Genomic DNA, 17,091 nt, shown 5'->3' on the forward strand with positions numbered 1-17,091 from the left:
CAAAATGTGCTCTGGTCGAACCGATGACGCCGCCCGATCTCAACCTTCCGGATGACGTAGAAGCGCTGAAAGCCATGGTGCTTGCCATGGCCGAGAAGGCGGCACGGACCGATGCGCTGGAGAACGAGGTCGCCGATCTCAAGGCGCGCAATGCCGATGCCGATGAGCGCATCGAGCGGCTGACGCAGATCCTGAAGGCGTTCGATCGCGCCCGCTTCGGCCGGCGATCGGAAAAGCTCGGCTCTGCGACCATCGATGACGAGCAGCAGGCCTTTGTCTTCGAGGAGATCGAGACCGGCATCGCCGCGATCAGGGCACAGGTCAACAAGGGCCGAGAGCGTCCGGATGGCAAACGTCCGGCGCGACCGCGCGAGGGCTTTGCGCCCCATCTGGAACGGATCGAAGTGGTGATCGAGCCGGAAGAGCTGCCCACGCATGCCGGCAAGCAGAAGGTGCTGATCGGCGAGGACGTGTCGGAGCGGCTGGATGTGGTGCCGGCGAAGTTCCGGGTCATCGTCACCCGCCGCCCGAAATATGCCTTCAAGAACGAGGACGGCGTCATCCAGGCGCCGGCGCCGGCACACATCATCGAGAGCGGCATTCCGACGGAAGCGCTTCTGGCGCAGATTGCCGTCTCCAAATATGCCGATGGCCTGCCGCTCTATCGGCAGGAGGCGATCTACGCCCGCGACAAGGTCGAGCTCGATCGCAAGCTGATGGCGCAATGGATGGGCAAGCTCGGGTTCGAGCTGGAGATCCTCGCCGACTACCTCTTTGATGAGATCAAGAAGGGGGAGCGGATCTTCGCCGACGAGACCACCTTGCCGACCCTCGCTCCCGGCTCCGGATCGACCAAGACGGCCTATTTATGGGCCTATGCCAGAGATGATCGACCCTTTGGCGGCAGCGGCCCGCCGATGGTGGCCTATCGCTTCGAGGACAGTCGGGCCGGCGAGTGCGTCGCCCGGCATCTGAACGGCTATCGCGGCATTCTGCAGGTCGACGGCTATGCCGCCTATAACAAGCTGGTCCGCTCCGATGCCGGCAATGACGGCGTCACATTGGCGGGCTGCTGGTCACACAGTCGGCGCAAGTTCTACGAGCTGCATGTCGGCAAAAGTTCCGAGGTTGCAACGGCGACGGTCGAGCGGATGGCGAAGCTCTGGCAGGTTGAGGAGACCATCCGCGGCCAAAGTCCGGACGCCCGTGTCGCGGCGCGCCAGGAGGCCTCCGCGGCGGTCGTCGCTGACCTCTTTGCCCTCTGGCAGCAAACCTTACCGCGGGTCTCCGGCAAATCGAAGCTGGCTGAGGCGCTCCGCTACGCGATCTCGCGTCGCGCCATCTTCGAACGCTTCCTGACCGACGGCCGCATCGAGCTCGACTCCAACATCGTCGAGCGAGCAATCAGGCCCCAGGCAATCACACGCAAGAACTCGCTCTTTGCTGGCAGCGACGGCGGCGGAAGGAGCTGGGCGACCATTGCGACGCTGCTGCAGACGGCGAAGATGAACAACGTCGATCCGCTTGCCTGGCTCACTCAGACCCTCGAGCGCATTGCCAACGGCTGGCCGAGCAGCGAAATCGACGCACTCATGGCGTGGAATTACGCGGCCTGAACGGCCTCAGCTTGCCGCTTACGAAGAACCCCGAGCCCGAACCAGAGCTGCCTTGGCGCGTTAATGAGAGCACGGATTTGTCGGAGAACTGATAGTGGATCATATTCTTTTTCGAATGGCCGATTTTCTTTCTCGCCCCCCCGGCTTCTATTTCGTAATTGCGGCGATGGTGGTCAGCACCGCTTTGGTGCCTTTCGGCTTCACTGGCGTCGTCACCTATGCTCTGTCAGTCGCAGCAATAGTGATCACCAGCATCGTTTTGATCCAAGGCTATCGCGACACGACGGCAATCCACGCCAAGCTTGACGAAATCATCGTGTCGATGCGTGAGACCCGGAACGACGCGGTCGGCCTAGAGCACGAACAGCCAGAGCACATCGAGGCGACAGTCGCGCGGCTCGAAGCGGAAGCTGACAAGCAGCCAAGAGCAGGTCGAGAGGCAACAACTCCATAGGGAGTTTATGTGTGCCCCACGTGATCGCGCCGGAGGTTACGGGGGCGACAACTGCTTCGATCGCTGGGCTATTCGCGTCCATCTCCAGAAGCATGGCCCAGACCTAAGAGCGCTCGCCGTACCCAGTTTTGTATACAAAAAGTTGCGGTAATGTTGACAAGAGTGTTTTTTAGGGCTTCCCTTATCTGTCCGGATCGCGAAAGCGCCGGATCAAAGGGATGGGGAGTGAGATGATCAACAGACGCTCGACATTGAAATCGCTGGCGCTCGGCGCCGTTTCATTCCTGGCAATCACGGCGGGAGGAGTCTTTTCCGCGCATGCCGAGAACAAGGAGCTCAAGATAGGTTTCGTCGGTGTGACCAGCGGTCCCGCCGCTGCCTGGGGCACGTCCAACGTCCGCTCGATGCAGACGCGGGCCGACTGGCTGAACGAAACGGGCGGCGTGAAGATCGGCGACGATACGTACAACATCAGGATCGTCACCTTCGACGATCAAAAGGATCCGAAGCGGGCCATCGCCGGCATGGAAAAGATGGCCCAGGAAGGCATCCACTATGTCGTCGGGCCGAACGTGGACGACGGCGCGGCAGCCGTCCGCCCTGTGGCGGAATCCAAGGGGATCATTTATTTCCCCTACGCCTTCCCGAAGGCGCTCTATACGCCCCCGGCCTCGAATGCAGTCCTCGGTATGGTCGCAAATTATCAGTCTGGACCGGCCATCTATAAATACCTCAAGGAAAACAAGGGCGTGAAGAAGGTCGCGTTCATCGCCGCCAATGAGTCCGACCCGCTCAGCCAGCGTGACAGCGGCGTAGCGGCAGCCAAGGAACTCGGCCTCGAAGTGGTCGCCGAAAGGGACACCTACCAGAATGACACCCGCGACTTCACACCGGTGCTGACGCCGATCGTGCAGCTGAAGCCGGATTTGCTCGTGCTCTCGGGTGTGGCCCCTGCCAATGCGCCGCTCCTACTCCGCGCCGCCCGCGAACTCGGTTACGAGGGCCTGATCTCGGCCGAAACGGCGCAGGACGCGACCGTGCTTCAGGAGGGCGCTGGCGAGCTCGCCAACGGCTTCATTTCGGTCGGAGGTGCCTCGACGCCGGAAATTCGTACGCCGGTGATGGAGGAGTTCATCGAGCGCTACACCAAGAAGTTCGGAGAGTACAACGACGAGTCCAACACCAAGGTCTATGCGCTCGAATACATCATCGAAACGCTGAAGGCGAACCCCAAGGCGATCGACAATGTGGAGGAGTTCAAGAAGACCATGGACGGCTTCTCCGCGCCCAATCCCTACGCCAAGGACAGCACGCTGAAATATGTCGGCACGACCTCCTTCGGCCAGAAACGGCAGCTCTCCGTGCCGATGGTGGTGACGGAATTCAAGGACGGTGCTTTCCAGACTCTGTTCGTCGGCCAAGTCGACTGACATTCGCCTATAAGAAAGCGACAAGGGCGCGGACGGAAACGGGCACGTTTTTCGGCCGCGCCCGGCACATCAAACGAGGTTCGGAAATGACCCCGAACCTCCACCGGCCGGATCCGCCGCCATGGAACAGGTGATTGCCAACGGACTTTATCTCGGCGCCCAGTACGCGCTGATCGCACTGGGACTGACGCTGATCTTCGCGCTGATGAACGTGCTCAATTTCGCGCATGGACAGATGTATGTGCTGGGCGGCTTCGTGACCTACACGGTCTACGGCCAGCTCAAGCTGCCTTTCGTCGTGGCGTTGGTCTGCTCGGGGGTGACCCTCGCGATCATCGGCGCGCTCATGGAGAAGTTTCTCTTCCGCACCGTTATCCGCCGCAGCAAGCGGGAGGAGAGCACGATGCTGCTCGCGGCCGCGACGGCGTTCTTTCTCGACGCCGTCATGCTGCTGCTCTTCGGCGAGAAGCAGCGCGGCGTGCCGAAGATCATAAGCGGTGTCTTCGTCTCCGAGCGGGTGATCCTGCCCTATGACCGCATCGTCGTCGGCGTCGTCGCCATCCTGATGATCGCCGCCTTCATGCTCTTCATGCAGTACAGCAAACCCGGTCGGGCGATGCGCGCATTGGCGCAGGACCGGGTCGCCGCGCAACTGATGGGCGTCAAGGTCGAGCGCTATTCGATGATCGGCTTCGCGCTTGGCGCCATGCTCGCGGGCATCGTCGGCGGGCTCCTCGTCAGCATCACCGGCGTCAATTCCGGTATCGGCGGACCGATCTCCATCAAGGCCTTCCTGATGGTGATGATCGGCGGCGCCGGCGTTGTCGGTGGCGCGATCGCGGGCGGCTTCATCCTGGGCATGATGGAGTCCGTCGGCCTCGCCACCCTACGCGAATATGGCGACGTCACCTACCTCGTCATCTTCGCGCTGCTGATGATCTTCCTGAGCATCCGCCCGCACGGGCTGATGGGCAAACCGTGGGGCTGATGCGATGCGCAAGTCACAGACCGCGACCGTCAAAATCGTCTCGGCAGTCCTCTTCCTCCTCGTTCTGCTTGTGGCGGTGCCGCTGCTGATCAACGCGACCGGTCGCAGCGACCTCTATTACACGCTGACATCGGTGGCATTGCTCAGCATCATCAGTGCGGGCGTCTGGATCACCTTCTATATCGGCCGCATCAATATCGGCCAGGGTGCCTATGCGCTGATGGGTGGGTATGTCTCGGCCATCCTGGTCATGAATTACGGCGTGTCCTTCTGGCTGACCCTGCCATTGGCAGGTTTCTTCTGCGCGGCAGCGAGCGTGCTCATCGGCCTGCCCATCCTGCGCCTGCGCGGCGTCTATTTCGCCATGGTCACGTTGGTGCTGACCGAAGTTGCCCGCCTCCTCGCCCTTGCCCTGCCGATTACGAACGGCGCCAGTGGGATCGTCAGCATCCCGCTGCCGACGGGCATCAGCCTTTTCGGCCTGACCCTCGTTCCGGATTTCGCGACGGTCGCCAATCCCCGCCTCGCCTTCTATATCGTCGCCGTGCTCTTGATGGCGCTGTGCTTCCTCGGCCTCTACCGGCTCGCCCATTCGCGCATCGGGCAACTCTGCCAGTCGCTGCAGCAGAACGAGGAACTTGCCTCGTCGATCGGCGTCAACATCGCCTATCTCCGCGTCATCGCCTATGCGCTCTCCTCCTTCCTCGGCGGCGTCGGCGGCGCGATGTTCGCTTCGATCTCCCAGTCGATCTATCCGTCGAGCTTCACCGTCGCCGATTCCGTCAATTTCATGCTCAACTGCTTCCTTGGCGGGCTCGGTTACGTACTTGGGCCCATGCTTGGCACCTTCGTCCTCTATTTCGGCTGGGACCTCCTGTTCCAGACGGGCGAACTCCAGCTCCTGATCTTCTCGACGGTGCTGATCGTGCTCATGCTCGTGCTGCCGAACGGCATCCTGAGCCTCGCCCTGCCCCGCAAGAGGAGCCTGTAGCGCCATGCCGGACATCCTCGAAATCGTCGGGCTCACCAAGCGCTTCGGTGGCCTCGTTGCGGTCAATGACGTGTCTTTCACTGTGCGCGAGCGCGAGATCCTGTCCGTGATCGGACCGAACGGCGCCGGCAAGTCGACGCTGTTCAAGCTGATCTCCTCCTTCCTTCGGCCAACCCGCGGCGAGGTGCGCTTCAGGGGTGAACGCATTTCCGGTCTCGCGCCGCACATCGCCGCCCGCAAGGGCGTGGTCAGGACCTTCCAGGAGACAACGATCTTCAAGAACATGACCGTGCGCGACAATGTCGTGACCGCCCATCATCTGCGCTCGAAGGCCAGTCTTGCCGGCTTCTATTTCGGCAGCGCCGCAGCGCGGAGCGACCTCGATGCCTTCGGCACGTCGGCGGACGAGATCATTGCCTTCCTCGGTCTGGTGGCAATGCGCGACGAGGTCGCCAGCAACCTGCCCCACGGCCACTTGCGCGCGCTCGGCATCGCGATCGCGCTTGCGACCAATCCTTCCGTCATCCTCCTCGACGAGCCCTTCGCCGGCATGAACCACGACGAAACCCGGCGCGCCTTGGAGATCGTCCGCAAGCTCCGCGAACGCGGCATCACAGTGCTTCTGGTCGAGCACGACATGCCGGCCGTCATGAATATTTCCGACCGTATCGTGGTGCTCAATTTCGGTCAGAAGATTGCCGAGGGCACGCCGGCAGAAATCCAGCAGAACCCCAAGGTCATCGAGGCCTATCTCGGTGCCGAAGACGAAACGATCGGATTGTAGGCCATGGAACCGCTGCTGAAATTCGATGACGTCGAACTCTATTACGACCACGTCTACGCGCTTAAGGGCGTGTCGATCGAGGTCCACGAAGGCGAGACCGTCGCGCTGATCGGCGCCAACGGCGCGGGCAAGACGTCCATTCTGCGCGCCATCACCGGCCTCAGGAGGATCCGCAAGGGCGAGATCCACTACCGCGGCAAGCGCATTGATGGCGTTGCCGCAGACGAAATCGTCCGAATGGGCATCTCGATGGTGCCGGAAGCGCGTCGCGTCTTCCCCTTCATGACAGTCCGCGACAACCTTCTCATGGGCGCCTTCACCCGCAGCGACAAGGCCGAAATCCAGCGAAGCATGGAGATGGTGCTCACGCGTTTTCCTCGTCTCAAGGAGCGCTATTCGCAGCAGGCCGGCACGATGAGCGGCGGCGAGCAGCAGATGCTCGTCATCGGCCGCGCGCTGATGGCGCGGCCACGTCTTCTGCTGCTCGACGAGCCGTCGCTCGGCATCGCGCCGAAGCTGGTGCAGGACATCGCCCGCTCGATCGTCGCGATCAATCGCGACGAAAAGGTCAGCGTCCTGCTTGTCGAGCAAAACTCGCGCATGGCGTTGCGCATCTCTCAGCGAGCCTATGCGCTGACGACAGGCAAGGTGGCGCTCAGTGGCAATTCCTCCGAGCTGCGGACCGACGAACGGGTCAAGCATCTCTATCTCGGCGGCGAATTTTAGGCGGTCCCCTATGCGCATACTCGTCATAAACCCGAACACGACGGCTTCCATGACCGACAAGATCGGTACGGCGGCGCAGATCGCGGCGTCGCCGACTACGGAGATCGTAGCGGTCAACCCGCAAGACGGGCCGCCGAGCATCGAGGGCTATTACGATGAGGTTTTCGTCGTTCCGGGTATAATCGCGGAGATGGCAAAGGCTGGCGCTGCGGACGCCTATGTGATCGCCTGCTTCGACGACACAGGTCTCGAGGCGGCACGCTGCGCCACCGAGATGCCGGTGATCGGCATCGGCGAAGCGGCCTTCCATCTCGCCACGCTGATCGCCGGTAAGTTCAGCGTCGTTACGACACTTGCGCGCTCGATACCGGCGATCGAGCATAACCTTGCAAAATACGGCCTCGCCTCCCGTTGTGCCAAGGTTCGAGCCTCCGATGTCGCTGTGCTCGACCTCGAACTGCCGGGCTCCGACGCCCGCAGCCGAGTTTCCGCCGAAATCGCCCGCGCGATAGCCGAAGATAGGGCCGAAGCCATCGTACTCGGCTGCGCTGGCATGGCCGATCTCGCCCACGCGCTCTCGCTTGAACATGGCGTACCGGTGCTTGACGGCGTTGCCTGCGCGGTCAGGCTTGCCGAAACGCTTTCGGCACTCGGCCTCAGGACATCGAAGGTCGGAGGCTACGCCGCGCCGCTTGCCAAACGCTTTGTGGGGTACTATGCGCCGTGGTCTCCGAAGGCGCGGTGAGCATGCGTGGGGATTTCCGCGAGTGCGATTGACCGTAAGGCGCCCTCGCAGAGACCAGGGCTGCCAATGCGTGTTGTCCAAAGCGCGCAGCGCCCGATGGCCTGATAATAGGTGCAGGAAATGGTGCACGAGCGCGTTTGAAGTGGTTTTTGTGCGCGCTCAACCGACATAAGTGATCAATATGTTGAAGACTCTTATGCCCGAAAACGATCGCAAGAAGCCGGCGCAGCGCTGGTCGCCGATCTATCACGGCCTTCGCGACGCTATTGTCAGCCATCGCCTGACTCCGGGTACCAAACTGCCAGAAGACGAACTGGCATCTATCTATTCGGTGAGCCGCACGGTCATTCGAGCGGCCCTCCAGGCGCTTGCGCATGACTGGCTAATTCGACTGGAACCTAATCGCGGCGCGTTTGTCGCGCAGCCCTCGACAAAGGAGGCGCGCGAAGTCTTCGAAGCCCGCGCCTTAATCGAGCCGAGAGTGGCGGCGCTAGCCGCAAAGATTGCCAAGCCCGAAGATGTGCGGCTGCTGCGCAGTCACCTTGAGAGGGAACATGAGGCATTGCATGCCGGACGCGACAGCGATGCCATCATGCTCTCCGCCATGTTTCATGTCGGCATCGCCGAGATTGCCGATCAGTCCGTCCTGACAGGCTTTGTCCGCGATCTTGTTTCGCACTCATCGCTGATCATCGCACTTTATTGGAGGCGCCGGGATACCACGTGTGAAAGCCACGCACACCACGCCCTGGTCGACGCGATTGAAGCCAACGATCCTGACAAAGCGGCGCAACTGATGAAGGATCATCTTTTCGATCTCCTCTCCGGACTCGACCTTCAACGAGCGGAGCCCAAGCCGGAAAACCTTGCCGATGTCCTGCGCGGATAGCTTCGAGCTGGACGCCGGAATATCAAGCTGCTTTGGCGAGTCCTGATCACATCAGCGGCATCGATCAGGGCATCCCCCTTATCACTTTCCGCAGAAAGGTCGCGAGCGCGCTTGGGGGATACGCGGAGGTCGATCAGAACGTCCTTCGCGATGTAGACCTGCTCGCCCAGCTCCTCCATCAAATCGGGCCGTTAAAGCCGTTCTTCGTAGCCTGCCTCATTTAGCACGACTGGTCCGACAGCATGCGGGTGCCGATATCGCGCACTGAGACCGCGTGCTGCGCCGCCTCAGTGCAGAAGGCGACGGGCGGGAAACGCTTTGCAATCTACAGGGCAGCCCCTGGCGCGGATCGAACTCATGGAGCGGATCTGGTTGCGCTGTGGCAGTCCCGAACGGCTGCTTGACCTCATTCATGGCGATGTTCCCGTGCCGTGCTTCAAAAATCGCATAATGTATCGATTGGAATTGCTCTCCGCCGGGCAGGCCCACCGACCCGCAGCAAACAGCGCGTCGCGTGCAAACGTATTCACGCGACGCGCTTTAGATCGTTGCTTTTGTGCATGTCGTTGTGTCGTTGCCCCAAAACCGCTGCACACTTATGGGCGACAAGCATTAGTGCTTCAGCCTCGAGCCCTTGCAGTCGTGCTCGCATGATCGGACGTGCAGGTGCACCCAAGCGCCGCTGGGAAGAGATGGCTCGAGCAACCACGGCGCAAGTGTCTGGAAGCGCGCCGAAGGCACGGGGACCGGATCCGAGTAGCCGAACAGCTGGCCGGTCGGCTCGAAGGAAATCGGCTGCGGTTGCACCTCCGGTTGCTTCTCCATGCCGCAGACGGGTTCGAGGCGGCGCAGGATCTCACGTGCCTTCAGCTTGCAGCGGATGTGGTCCGCGTCGTCCGACGCGACCTCGTCGAAACTGAGAAAGGCTGCGATGGCGGCATCCCTGCGGCCGGCGGCCAGAAGCGTGACCGCGAGCTTGTAGCGCAGGATGCCCCGATGGGGATGCCCTCCAACGAGCTTCTCGAAGGTTTTGCTTGCCTCGCCATAGGCGCCCTGCTCCATCTGCGCGTCGCCAAGCCGATGAAGGATTTCGTCGGCGTCGGGAAGCGCCGATAGCAGCCAGCGATAGAGATATTCCGCCTCGGCGTGGTCGCCCCTGTCGCTGCAGAGCTGCGCAAGTGCGTAGCGGGCTTGCACATGGCCGGGGATAGTGCGGATCACTTGACGATATCCCGCTTCCGCCGCGTCGAGCTCGCCCTCGACATGCAGCGCCATCGCCCGCTCGAACACAAAGCCGACGCTGCGGCGGTTCAGCCTGTCATGCAGGTTTCGGCCCGTTCGGGTTCTGATAATCACGCTATGAACCGGATCCTTGTCCATCTCGCCTCTCGCTCGATCCTCGCAGCTTCGGGCAAGCGGCCCGTCGGGAAACGCCTGCAGCAAGTGTTCGAGCCTGGCGGAAGAGGGCTCGCAAAGCTCGATCCGCATGCTCGTCCAACTTTCGCTCATGAGGAAGCCGGCGAAGGCGTCTGCCGCCTTGGTCTCCAGGCCGGGTATGCAGAGGAAGCCACTCTCGCCGCCCTCGCGATTGCCGATCATCAGAAGCTGGTCTGAGAAAAGCCCCGTGTCGTCATCCTGGAGAGTCGTGACCTCCAGCGGCAGAAAAGCGTCGTAGCGATGGTCAGTCTGCCGGAAGGCCAGAATGAACCATCGTTCCCGGCAGGAAAAGTATTCCTTCAGACAAGTCCAGGAGAGTAAAGGATGAGAGTCTGGATCCGAACGATATACTCTGTTCCAATTTTTCCGAATTTTCTCAAATTCTTTAGCATAGCCAATAACATTTATTGTCATCTTCGCCTCTCTGAGGCGGTACTCGCGATACCGACCAATAAAAAATGTTGATCCAATATGGTAAAACTAAAACAAAAGTCTCAGGCTCAACGGCCATTCAATGTGTCTATGCAGTATAGAACGAAGCGCCCGGTACCGGCGCGCGTCGTGATTGATTTTATCAGGCTGGAGCGCGGGATGCGAGCGGAAAACAACGTGCGTTTTTCTCGTCTTCCCAAACGACGCAGGCGATACGGGAAATCGGGCGACCGTCTCAAAGCGGATTCTTACCGTCCGCGTCTAATTTAGTGTGAACATGACGAGCCGGCTCCGATTCTGGACTTGGCTGAGGCAGTCGTTGGCCTCTGATATTGCGGTGACCATCCGCGCGTGATGCCGCGGCTCATGAACTGCTCAGCAGGCGCGAGCCTGCTCGCGCTTAGATCCTGGACCGACAAGTTGGCCGGCATCGACTGCTGCAAATGAAGCCCGGTCTAAGTCATGATAGATGATGATGAGGTCTCGCCGCTGAATCTGGCGTCGGAGCAATATGGGGGACGTCCGCAAATGTGCTGCGGCCTTCCTGCAGACGTTCACTTACCACTCGACGCGCCGATTCCCTGCTTGCCGCGAGCGCAATTCTGAGATCGCTTTATGCGGAGGGGTGGCGCGTGCTTCCCGAGCGGGTACCGGTCGCCCATCTCGGCATGATGGCGGCAGAAAACAAGCCGGCGATCACCACTTCACTATCGGATATCGCGCACTGATGGAGACAAAGTCAGCGCCATATTTGAACGGTTTGCTGCCGACGCATCTAAATGTGAGGAATGCACTCCGTTCGTTTGAGAATCTGTTCAATATGGGGCGAATTCTGGCCGAGGGATCGGGGAGATCTATCTGTTGGACAGACGGCGCACTTGCCGGTAGTGGGCCCTTGACAAGATCTATCTGTTCGCCTGCTTCGAAACCCTCGATTGAAATCTGTCGCTCGCATTGTTCGGTGGTAACGGTCACCGCTTTGAACATCGCTGAGGACAGGATGGGCCCAGTGAATTCGACAGGCGAAACCCATTTCACCTCATACTTTCCGGGTGAGACCTGCTTCGATGCGAACCACATCGGCTTATCATCCGCCATGTAAGTGCGATCCATCTCGGATTCTTCTCCGAGACCGTCGCCAATCAGTCCGCTGGTTTCCTTGATGTAGCTGTCAATGCCGGGGTGTCGCATCCAAGAACCAAAATGCCTGAAGCCAGGCTGCCCGGTTTGCCATTGGGTGGCTTGGGCGTAGTTCGCCTCCTTTAGAGCGAGGCGTCGCTGGACGGAAACGGCTTGCCGCTTCTACGGGGGCCGCGGTCCGATACCCTTCAAGAGCTCGATTGTATCCTCAAGCTTGCGTGATTCTTCACAGGTGGAGGCGACCGCCGGCCAGCTTAGGGGTATTAAGAATACGCAGCGCCCGCGCTGCATTTTTAGGACTGAGCCCTTCCATCTTCCAGGGGCCTATCTCTGCAGTCTCTCCCGTGGAGAGGTGATAGATCGTATAGGTTCCGTCTCCGTCGAAACGGCGGCCATACTGATCGAGCTGTCCGGATCTGTTCGGCGCGCGCCCCTCGGATTCCCATACGCTGATGGCAAGCGCGTGTTCTTCGTGTTTGCTTTTCATCTGCAGCCCTCCTTGCGGCGGTCGCTGCGCCGCGACTGGCGACGCTCCTCAGTGATCGGACGTCAGGCCCCGTTCAATCGGCTCCAGATTATCTTCGTTGCTTACTCGCTCTTGACCGAGTTCATCATTGCGGATGCGATACTGGGGTGAGTTGTCCCTTAAAGGGAGTTTGGCTGTGATCTGATAGGTGTCCGCCGCACGGGGTGAAATATATGCGCGATTTTTAAGACGCACTGACAGACCGATCGGAAATCGATGATGACGCATTGTATGTTGCCTTACGGTTAGGGTGACGGCGAGATTACATCTTCGTGGCGATCGACTGCTATCAGGCGTTCAAGTTCCTCGGGATCGATCGCTACAAGACGCATTCGGTAATTGTTGTCGGCCGTGGCTGGTAGCTTGATAAGGGTCGCCACACGGCGATAGGCGAGCCAGGAGATGCCTTCGATCAACTCCTCGTCCTCGTCGACTTGGTAGTCGCCAGGAGCCACCATCTCACCGAGGTCTGGCATCCAGAATGGTTGATCGAAATGGACTGTTCGATGTGTCGTCCGGGCAAACATGCTGCCCTCCTTTTCTGTGGCGTACGGGGGCGCGAGATTCAGCTGGGATGGGGCCGTCTCGTTCCAATTGCAGCGCGGACGGCTACTGTCGCTACGGCCTCATTGGATCAAGCCCGTAACGGCGGCCCCCGCACTTGGATATGCGGAATCGAGATTGTTGAGTTTGGTCTACTGCCTCTGATGAAGCAAAAAGCCAAGCGTTCTCCAAAAACGATCATAACGCTCTGTGCCTTGAATGCGGCTTTACTATGATTTTTTTAGTAAAATCCGTTTTTGCTAAAAACAATGTTCGGATTCTGTAAAATATGAGCGCTGATAAATCGAGATTTTTCAATTACAGCCAAGTTTCTCTGCGATCGTCGGTTGAAAAATATTATTTGATTAAGTATCGGAATTGGTAGTTTACATTAATTATCTTAAGGCTCACTGTAAAAAGCTGGATTGCCATTGGCTCCTGGTCCGAGCGCGGGCTCGCGACGATCCCGATAATCAACCTGATTAGAGGGAATGAAATTATGACACTCGATCAAATTCTTGAACGGACAAAGCCCTACGCGATTGGTTTAGTCGTTGGGCTTATCGCCGCGCCGACCATCGGTTTCAATGCTGGATGGATTACCACCACCACTGCCAGCACACTGGCGGCAGAGACGGCCAGAGTGGATGCGCTTGCGGGCATTTGTTCAACTGCGGCAGGGCGAATGGCTACTGCCAACAGCACCGACCTCGCAACGTTTAAGGGCTACGACAACCGTGCAAAGCGCGACGAACTCGTAGCAGGCATTATGGCCGATATCCAAGTTCCAGCGGACGTCCTCGGCAAGGTCAGCACGAGCTGCAGTCGCTCACTATCCTGAAGCGCAGCGGACGCCGCGCAGTGGGCAGATCAACCAGAACGAAAATTAGGAGGTCGCTATGAAAAACCTCCTCCCAGCCCGGTTCTATACTTACGATTTCACGCGCCTGTTCGCATCGCTTGCCTTCATTCTAGCGATTGCCGTGATTGTCTATTCGGTCCTGTTCGGAGGCATCCTGTAGTCTTCTGACCATGCGCGCATCCGCTCTCCGAAGCTGGAAAGCATCTTGGACGGACGTTCGGGGGTGCCGCGCCGCTGAATGAACCTGGCAAGTCATCCCGCCACTCGCTCTTCCAAGCGCGTGAAATGGACCTGGCATCCGGAGGAGTTGGTCGGGACTTTTCCCATGACACAAGCTCAGGCTTTCGCCTTCGCCATTCTGATCGGCCTGATGGTCGCTTTCATATGGGACGGCTCCGCTGCGACCTCATTGCGGTTCTCGCGTCGCTTGCCGCAGTTTTCTCCGGCATCGTGCCGCACAAGGCAGCGCTCTCCGGCTTCGGGGACGACATTGTCATCATTGTAGCCAGCGCCCTTGTCGTAAGCGCCACGATTGAGCGCAGTGGTGTCATAGAGGATTCCTCCATCGTGTGATGCCTAGCATGACCTCTGTTACGGTCAGGTTGCTATTCTCGTGACGACCGTCTCGGTTCTCTCCATCTTCATCAAGAGCATCGGCGCGCTGGCGATGATGATCCCTGTCGCATTTCAGATGGCGCGCCGGTCGAAAGCTTCCCCTTCGTCCTTTCTCATGCCAATGGCGTTCGGTTCATTGCTTGGCGGGCTCATGACCCTCATTGGGAAGTCGCCGAATATTGTCGTGTCCTGAATGCGCAAGGAACTGACGGGCCGCCCTTTCAGCATGTTCACTCCTGTCGGCATAGGGCTTGCCGCAGCGGGGGTAGTCTTTCTGGCGTTTGGCTACCGACTGCTTCCGAGGGGACGCGAGGCGGTCCCGATAAGGGAGAAGGCGCTCAACATCAAGCACTACATGACAGAGGCACGCATTACTGCGAAGTCGACGGTTCTCGGCAAGTCGATCAGTCACCTGTCGACCTTGTTGGACGAGGAGGTCCTTGTCACCGGCCTTGTTCGCAACCGGGTCGAGCGCCTGATTCCACGGCCGGACGTCGTTCCTCGTCACGCCGATATCGTTCTGTTGGAAGGAGACCCTCAAGCGCGGGAGCGAGGCATCAGGCGCGCGCGTCTGGAACCGGAGGGGCATGACCGCTCGCTATTGCAAGGCCGGCACCTCATAAGTCCACACCCGGAACGACTTCAGGACGTGCGGCCCGAACGAGTTGATGAGGGGGACATCGGCCGCGTCACGGCCGCGCGCAACCACGATCCTGCCGACACGCGGCGTATTGTTGCGCGGATCGAACGTATACCATCCATCGTCCAGGAAGACCTCGATCCAGGCACTGAAATCCATCGGGTCGACGACCGGGACGCCGATGTCGCTGAGATGACCGTTGATATAGCGTGCGGGAATGTTGAGACAGCGGCAAAGCGTGACCGCAAGATGCGCGAAGTCGCGGCAGACACCAACGCGCTCATGAAAGACTTCGAAAGCCGTCCGCGTCGACCGGGCCTGCATGTAGTCGAACCGGATATGGTCGTGGACGAAATCGCAGATCGCTTGCACACGACCCCAACCGGGCGTGACCGCGCCGAACATGTCCCAAGCGCTCTGGCTGAGACGGTCGGTTTCGCAATAGCGGCTGCCCATGAGGTAGGCGAGGCAATCGTCCGGCAACTCCGGCACCGGGACTTCCTGGGCGGCTGGCAGCACTTTGTCCGGTTTGCCGTCGTCCTCGATCGTGGCATCGCCCCATATCGTCAGGTCACCCGCCGGTGCGACAAGCCGCCGGCATCGGTTACCAAAGAGATCGCGATAGGTCGATGTCGGCACGTCGGGCGCTGTGAATATCGTTTCAGGAACCCGGATATCGGCCGCGCGGTCCTCGTGGACCGACAGCAGGCATACCAACGCGGCCGGTTGCTGGAAGTTCAGCGTGATCTCATAGCCGTAGCGGATCAGCATCTGGATGCATCCTAGCGGAAATCGGCGGCGGTCAGTGTGTAGAAATCGCGGCGGCCACCGGAATAGGCCTTGCGTGCGACATCGTAGATGGACATGCGCAACGCGTCGAAAGCAGAAAGGAGCTTCGATTCCGAGATTTCCGACCTGCCCAATTCGGGATCCGCTATCACCAGCGCCTCGGCCTCGACGAAGAACCGCACCTCGAACATACCGTCATGGCCGATGAAACGGACGGCGTTTCGCTTTTCATCGAGGCTGCGGCTCGCATTCGGAAATAACAGCGTCATCCTCAGCGAGCCTCTGTTTCGCGCGACACGAGCTGCGCTCGTGCCGATAAGCTGATCCGCTTTATACGCCGCTCTATATAGCGAAGGTTGTCGTCGACACGCGACGGTGCGCCTATGGACACGTGGTAGATCCTCCAGGGGCGATCCGTTTCAATGTGGCGGCCATATTGATGATCCATTAGCTCGGGTGCTGACGTCCCACCTTCATTTTCCCAGATGCTGATCGCAAGTGCATGTCGCCGGGCTTCAATTTCATTGCAGTGGGCGTTCATGGTGGTGGCCTTTCATAAGATTTTCGATGGTGTCGAGCCTGCTTGAGTGGATCGTGCTCCCATCACCGTCGGTGATGGTCACGCCGTCCGGACGCTGCGGCATGGCGAGCGTCCTCAAAAGCTCCAGCGTAATCTCTATCGCCTCGTCGAGATCGGCAGCTTCCGCGGTTTCGCGCCCGACGATCGCATGCGCGTCGTCCGCATCCCGAATACGGTAGAAAGCAATCACGATTTTCATCGCCATCCTCTCTGTTGGACAGAAGGGTCGTAACTGTCAGTTCTTGCCCTTGTCGAGCGAGGCGCTGCCGTTCGCAGCGGGCTTGATCTGGTTGCCGAACGTCTTTTCGATGAGAGTGGCGCCTTCATCGGCGGACGACATGTGCACCGGTTCGAGCGTGTCCTGCGTCATCACCCGCTCATGACGCTCGTCGTCGTTTCGATATTGCGGCGAACCGCCGCTCGGCGGGAGCGTGCCGGTGATATGATAGATGTCCGCCGGCAAAGCCGATCTACGATACCCGCCCTTCAGCCGAACAGCCTGACCGATGGTAAAGAGATGTGTTGCTGCTGCTGCGTCGCGGCGGGTCAGACGGCCGTTGCGTTGCAGAATGTTTGTAGCGGTCATGATTGCTTGTAGTCCTTTTGGAGTGCGGCTTCGAGATCAGCCGGATTGATCGGCATCATGTATTGCGTCGACCTTGCATGCCCCGCGGGCATATGGATGAAGGCACCGAGACGTTGCCCGGCACATCGGAGGCGTCTGCGCAGTGCGGCGGGTCATGGCGGCCCTCCGCAGAAACACACGAGGCGGCCCCGCATCCTCCGTCATCCCAACCGAAACGATCCGCGATCAGCGCTCGTGTCCGGGCCAGGTTCGAACGAAGCGACACTAGGCGTCCGATCGGCGTATGGCATTCGCATCAAAGTTGGTGGTGAATGGCGG

General features: G+C 59.8%; 21 protein-coding genes. 13 read left to right on the plus strand and 8 right to left on the minus strand.

Annotated elements, in window-relative coordinates:
* Nucleotides 1-23 precede the first annotated feature (23 nt).
* The 9 genes from tnpC (at nucleotide 24) to PZN02_RS26585 (ending at nucleotide 8,623) form a co-directional block, all read left to right on the plus strand.
* The gene (gene tnpC, locus PZN02_RS26545) at nucleotides 24-1,616 is read left to right on the plus strand and encodes an IS66 family transposase (protein ID WP_280661939.1); all 1,593 of its coding nucleotides are present in this window, start codon (nucleotides 24-26) and stop codon (nucleotides 1,614-1,616) included.
* Between the two features lie 94 nt (nucleotides 1,617-1,710).
* Nucleotides 1,711-2,070 (plus strand): low affinity iron permease family protein, encoded by a 360-nt coding sequence (locus PZN02_RS26550; RefSeq protein WP_280661940.1) that lies wholly within the window; start codon nucleotides 1,711-1,713, stop codon nucleotides 2,068-2,070.
* 230 nt (nucleotides 2,071-2,300) lie between these two features.
* The gene (locus PZN02_RS26555; protein ID WP_280661941.1) at nucleotides 2,301-3,500 is read left to right on the plus strand and encodes an ABC transporter substrate-binding protein; all 1,200 of its coding nucleotides are present in this window, start codon (nucleotides 2,301-2,303) and stop codon (nucleotides 3,498-3,500) included.
* Nucleotides 3,501-3,621: 121 nt separating this feature from the next.
* Entirely contained in the window at nucleotides 3,622-4,488 is an 867-nt protein-coding gene (locus tag PZN02_RS26560; protein WP_280661942.1) for a branched-chain amino acid ABC transporter permease, read from the plus strand.
* A gap of 4 nt (nucleotides 4,489-4,492) precedes the next feature.
* Nucleotides 4,493-5,479 carry a branched-chain amino acid ABC transporter permease gene (locus PZN02_RS26565; RefSeq protein ID WP_280661943.1) on the plus strand — a complete coding sequence of 329 codons (987 nt, stop codon included), beginning with the start codon at nucleotides 4,493-4,495 and terminating at the stop codon, nucleotides 5,477-5,479.
* A gap of 4 nt (nucleotides 5,480-5,483) precedes the next feature.
* A complete protein-coding gene (locus PZN02_RS26570; RefSeq protein WP_280661944.1) occupies nucleotides 5,484-6,263 on the plus strand; it encodes an ABC transporter ATP-binding protein in 780 nt (259 codons plus the stop codon).
* 3 nt (nucleotides 6,264-6,266) lie between these two features.
* On the plus strand, nucleotides 6,267-6,989 hold the full coding sequence (locus PZN02_RS26575) for an ABC transporter ATP-binding protein (protein ID WP_280661945.1): 723 nt from the start codon (nucleotides 6,267-6,269) through the stop codon (nucleotides 6,987-6,989).
* Between the two features lie 10 nt (nucleotides 6,990-6,999).
* A complete protein-coding gene (locus tag PZN02_RS26580; RefSeq protein WP_280661946.1) occupies nucleotides 7,000-7,734 on the plus strand; it encodes an aspartate/glutamate racemase family protein in 735 nt (244 codons plus the stop codon).
* Between the two features lie 175 nt (nucleotides 7,735-7,909).
* Nucleotides 7,910-8,623, plus strand: coding sequence for a GntR family transcriptional regulator (locus tag PZN02_RS26585; RefSeq protein ID WP_280663291.1), 714 nt, complete (start codon nucleotides 7,910-7,912; stop codon nucleotides 8,621-8,623).
* A 612-nt stretch (nucleotides 8,624-9,235) separates the two neighbouring features.
* Here PZN02_RS26585 and PZN02_RS26590 read toward each other — a convergent pair.
* From PZN02_RS26590 to PZN02_RS26605, 4 genes are all read right to left on the minus strand, one after another.
* Entirely contained in the window at nucleotides 9,236-10,222 is a 987-nt protein-coding gene (locus PZN02_RS26590; RefSeq protein WP_280661947.1) for a tetratricopeptide repeat protein, read from the minus strand.
* Between the two features lie 1,636 nt (nucleotides 10,223-11,858).
* The gene (locus PZN02_RS26595) at nucleotides 11,859-12,119 is read right to left on the minus strand and encodes a hypothetical protein (protein WP_280661948.1); all 261 of its coding nucleotides are present in this window, start codon (nucleotides 12,117-12,119) and stop codon (nucleotides 11,859-11,861) included.
* Between the two features lie 48 nt (nucleotides 12,120-12,167).
* Nucleotides 12,168-12,386: a hypothetical protein gene (locus tag PZN02_RS26600; protein ID WP_280661949.1), complete on the minus strand. Its 219-nt coding sequence runs from the start codon at nucleotides 12,384-12,386 to the stop codon at nucleotides 12,168-12,170.
* A 17-nt stretch (nucleotides 12,387-12,403) separates the two neighbouring features.
* A complete protein-coding gene (locus PZN02_RS26605; RefSeq protein ID WP_280661950.1) occupies nucleotides 12,404-12,685 on the minus strand; it encodes a hypothetical protein in 282 nt (93 codons plus the stop codon).
* Between the two features lie 515 nt (nucleotides 12,686-13,200).
* Here PZN02_RS26605 and PZN02_RS26610 point away from each other — a divergent pair.
* From PZN02_RS26610 to PZN02_RS26625, 4 genes are all read left to right on the plus strand, one after another.
* Nucleotides 13,201-13,542 carry a hypothetical protein gene (locus tag PZN02_RS26610; protein WP_280661951.1) on the plus strand — a complete coding sequence of 114 codons (342 nt, stop codon included), beginning with the start codon at nucleotides 13,201-13,203 and terminating at the stop codon, nucleotides 13,540-13,542.
* A gap of 58 nt (nucleotides 13,543-13,600) precedes the next feature.
* Nucleotides 13,601-13,723, plus strand: a complete 123-nt coding sequence (locus tag PZN02_RS26615) for a hypothetical protein (protein WP_280661952.1) — start codon at nucleotides 13,601-13,603, stop codon at nucleotides 13,721-13,723.
* Nucleotides 13,724-13,947: 224 nt separating this feature from the next.
* Complete coding sequence (locus tag PZN02_RS26620; protein ID WP_280661953.1) at nucleotides 13,948-14,136, plus strand: SLC13 family permease; 189 nt, start codon at nucleotides 13,948-13,950, stop codon at nucleotides 14,134-14,136.
* 40 nt (nucleotides 14,137-14,176) lie between these two features.
* Nucleotides 14,177-14,371 (plus strand): SLC13 family permease, encoded by a 195-nt coding sequence (locus PZN02_RS26625; protein ID WP_280661954.1) that lies wholly within the window; start codon nucleotides 14,177-14,179, stop codon nucleotides 14,369-14,371.
* Nucleotides 14,372-14,776: 405 nt separating this feature from the next.
* Here the strand turns inward: PZN02_RS26625 and PZN02_RS26630 are convergent, their stop codons facing one another.
* From PZN02_RS26630 to PZN02_RS26645, 4 genes are all read right to left on the minus strand, one after another.
* Entirely contained in the window at nucleotides 14,777-15,589 is an 813-nt protein-coding gene (locus PZN02_RS26630) for a transglutaminase-like domain-containing protein (RefSeq protein ID WP_280661955.1), read from the minus strand.
* 11 nt (nucleotides 15,590-15,600) lie between these two features.
* Nucleotides 15,601-15,876 (minus strand): DUF1488 family protein, encoded by a 276-nt coding sequence (locus PZN02_RS26635; RefSeq protein ID WP_280661956.1) that lies wholly within the window; start codon nucleotides 15,874-15,876, stop codon nucleotides 15,601-15,603.
* A gap of 252 nt (nucleotides 15,877-16,128) precedes the next feature.
* Complete coding sequence (locus PZN02_RS26640) at nucleotides 16,129-16,386, minus strand: hypothetical protein (RefSeq protein ID WP_280661957.1); 258 nt, start codon at nucleotides 16,384-16,386, stop codon at nucleotides 16,129-16,131.
* A gap of 36 nt (nucleotides 16,387-16,422) precedes the next feature.
* Nucleotides 16,423-16,773, minus strand: coding sequence for a hypothetical protein (locus PZN02_RS26645; protein ID WP_280661958.1), 351 nt, complete (start codon nucleotides 16,771-16,773; stop codon nucleotides 16,423-16,425).
* Between the last annotated feature and the right edge of the window lie 318 nt (nucleotides 16,774-17,091).

It is taken from the genome of Sinorhizobium garamanticum, from assembly GCF_029892065.1.
GTDB lineage: Bacteria > Pseudomonadota > Alphaproteobacteria > Rhizobiales > Rhizobiaceae > Sinorhizobium > Sinorhizobium garamanticum.

Excerpts from the sequence above, each read along its gene's own strand:
- PZN02_RS26620 (WP_280661953.1), top strand. The coding sequence starts at position 13,948 with ATGGGACGGCTCCGCTGCGACCTCATTGCGGTTCTCGCGTCGCTTGCC.
- PZN02_RS26560 (WP_280661942.1), top strand. The coding sequence starts at position 3,622 with ATGGAACAGGTGATTGCCAACGGACTTTATCTCGGCGCCCAGTACGCG.
- PZN02_RS26645 (WP_280661958.1), bottom strand. The coding sequence starts at position 16,773 with ATGACCGCTACAAACATTCTGCAACGCAACGGCCGTCTGACCCGCCGC.
- PZN02_RS26615 (WP_280661952.1), top strand. The coding sequence starts at position 13,601 with ATGAAAAACCTCCTCCCAGCCCGGTTCTATACTTACGATTTCACGCGC.
- PZN02_RS26580 (WP_280661946.1), top strand. The coding sequence starts at position 7,000 with ATGCGCATACTCGTCATAAACCCGAACACGACGGCTTCCATGACCGAC.
- PZN02_RS26640 (WP_280661957.1), bottom strand. The coding sequence starts at position 16,386 with ATGAAAATCGTGATTGCTTTCTACCGTATTCGGGATGCGGACGACGCG.
- PZN02_RS26570 (WP_280661944.1), top strand. The coding sequence starts at position 5,484 with ATGCCGGACATCCTCGAAATCGTCGGGCTCACCAAGCGCTTCGGTGGC.
- PZN02_RS26575 (WP_280661945.1), top strand. The coding sequence starts at position 6,267 with ATGGAACCGCTGCTGAAATTCGATGACGTCGAACTCTATTACGACCAC.
- PZN02_RS26605 (WP_280661950.1), bottom strand. The coding sequence starts at position 12,685 with ATGTTTGCCCGGACGACACATCGAACAGTCCATTTCGATCAACCATTC.
- PZN02_RS26565 (WP_280661943.1), top strand. The coding sequence starts at position 4,493 with ATGCGCAAGTCACAGACCGCGACCGTCAAAATCGTCTCGGCAGTCCTC.
- PZN02_RS26600 (WP_280661949.1), bottom strand. The coding sequence starts at position 12,386 with ATGCGTCATCATCGATTTCCGATCGGTCTGTCAGTGCGTCTTAAAAAT.
- PZN02_RS26555 (WP_280661941.1), top strand. The coding sequence starts at position 2,301 with ATGATCAACAGACGCTCGACATTGAAATCGCTGGCGCTCGGCGCCGTT.
- PZN02_RS26635 (WP_280661956.1), bottom strand. The coding sequence starts at position 15,876 with ATGACGCTGTTATTTCCGAATGCGAGCCGCAGCCTCGATGAAAAGCGA.
- PZN02_RS26595 (WP_280661948.1), bottom strand. The coding sequence starts at position 12,119 with ATGAAAAGCAAACACGAAGAACACGCGCTTGCCATCAGCGTATGGGAA.
- PZN02_RS26610 (WP_280661951.1), top strand. The coding sequence starts at position 13,201 with ATGACACTCGATCAAATTCTTGAACGGACAAAGCCCTACGCGATTGGT.
- tnpC (WP_280661939.1), top strand. The coding sequence starts at position 24 with ATGACGCCGCCCGATCTCAACCTTCCGGATGACGTAGAAGCGCTGAAA.
- PZN02_RS26630 (WP_280661955.1), bottom strand. The coding sequence starts at position 15,589 with ATGCTGATCCGCTACGGCTATGAGATCACGCTGAACTTCCAGCAACCG.
- PZN02_RS26590 (WP_280661947.1), bottom strand. The coding sequence starts at position 10,222 with ATGATCGGCAATCGCGAGGGCGGCGAGAGTGGCTTCCTCTGCATACCC.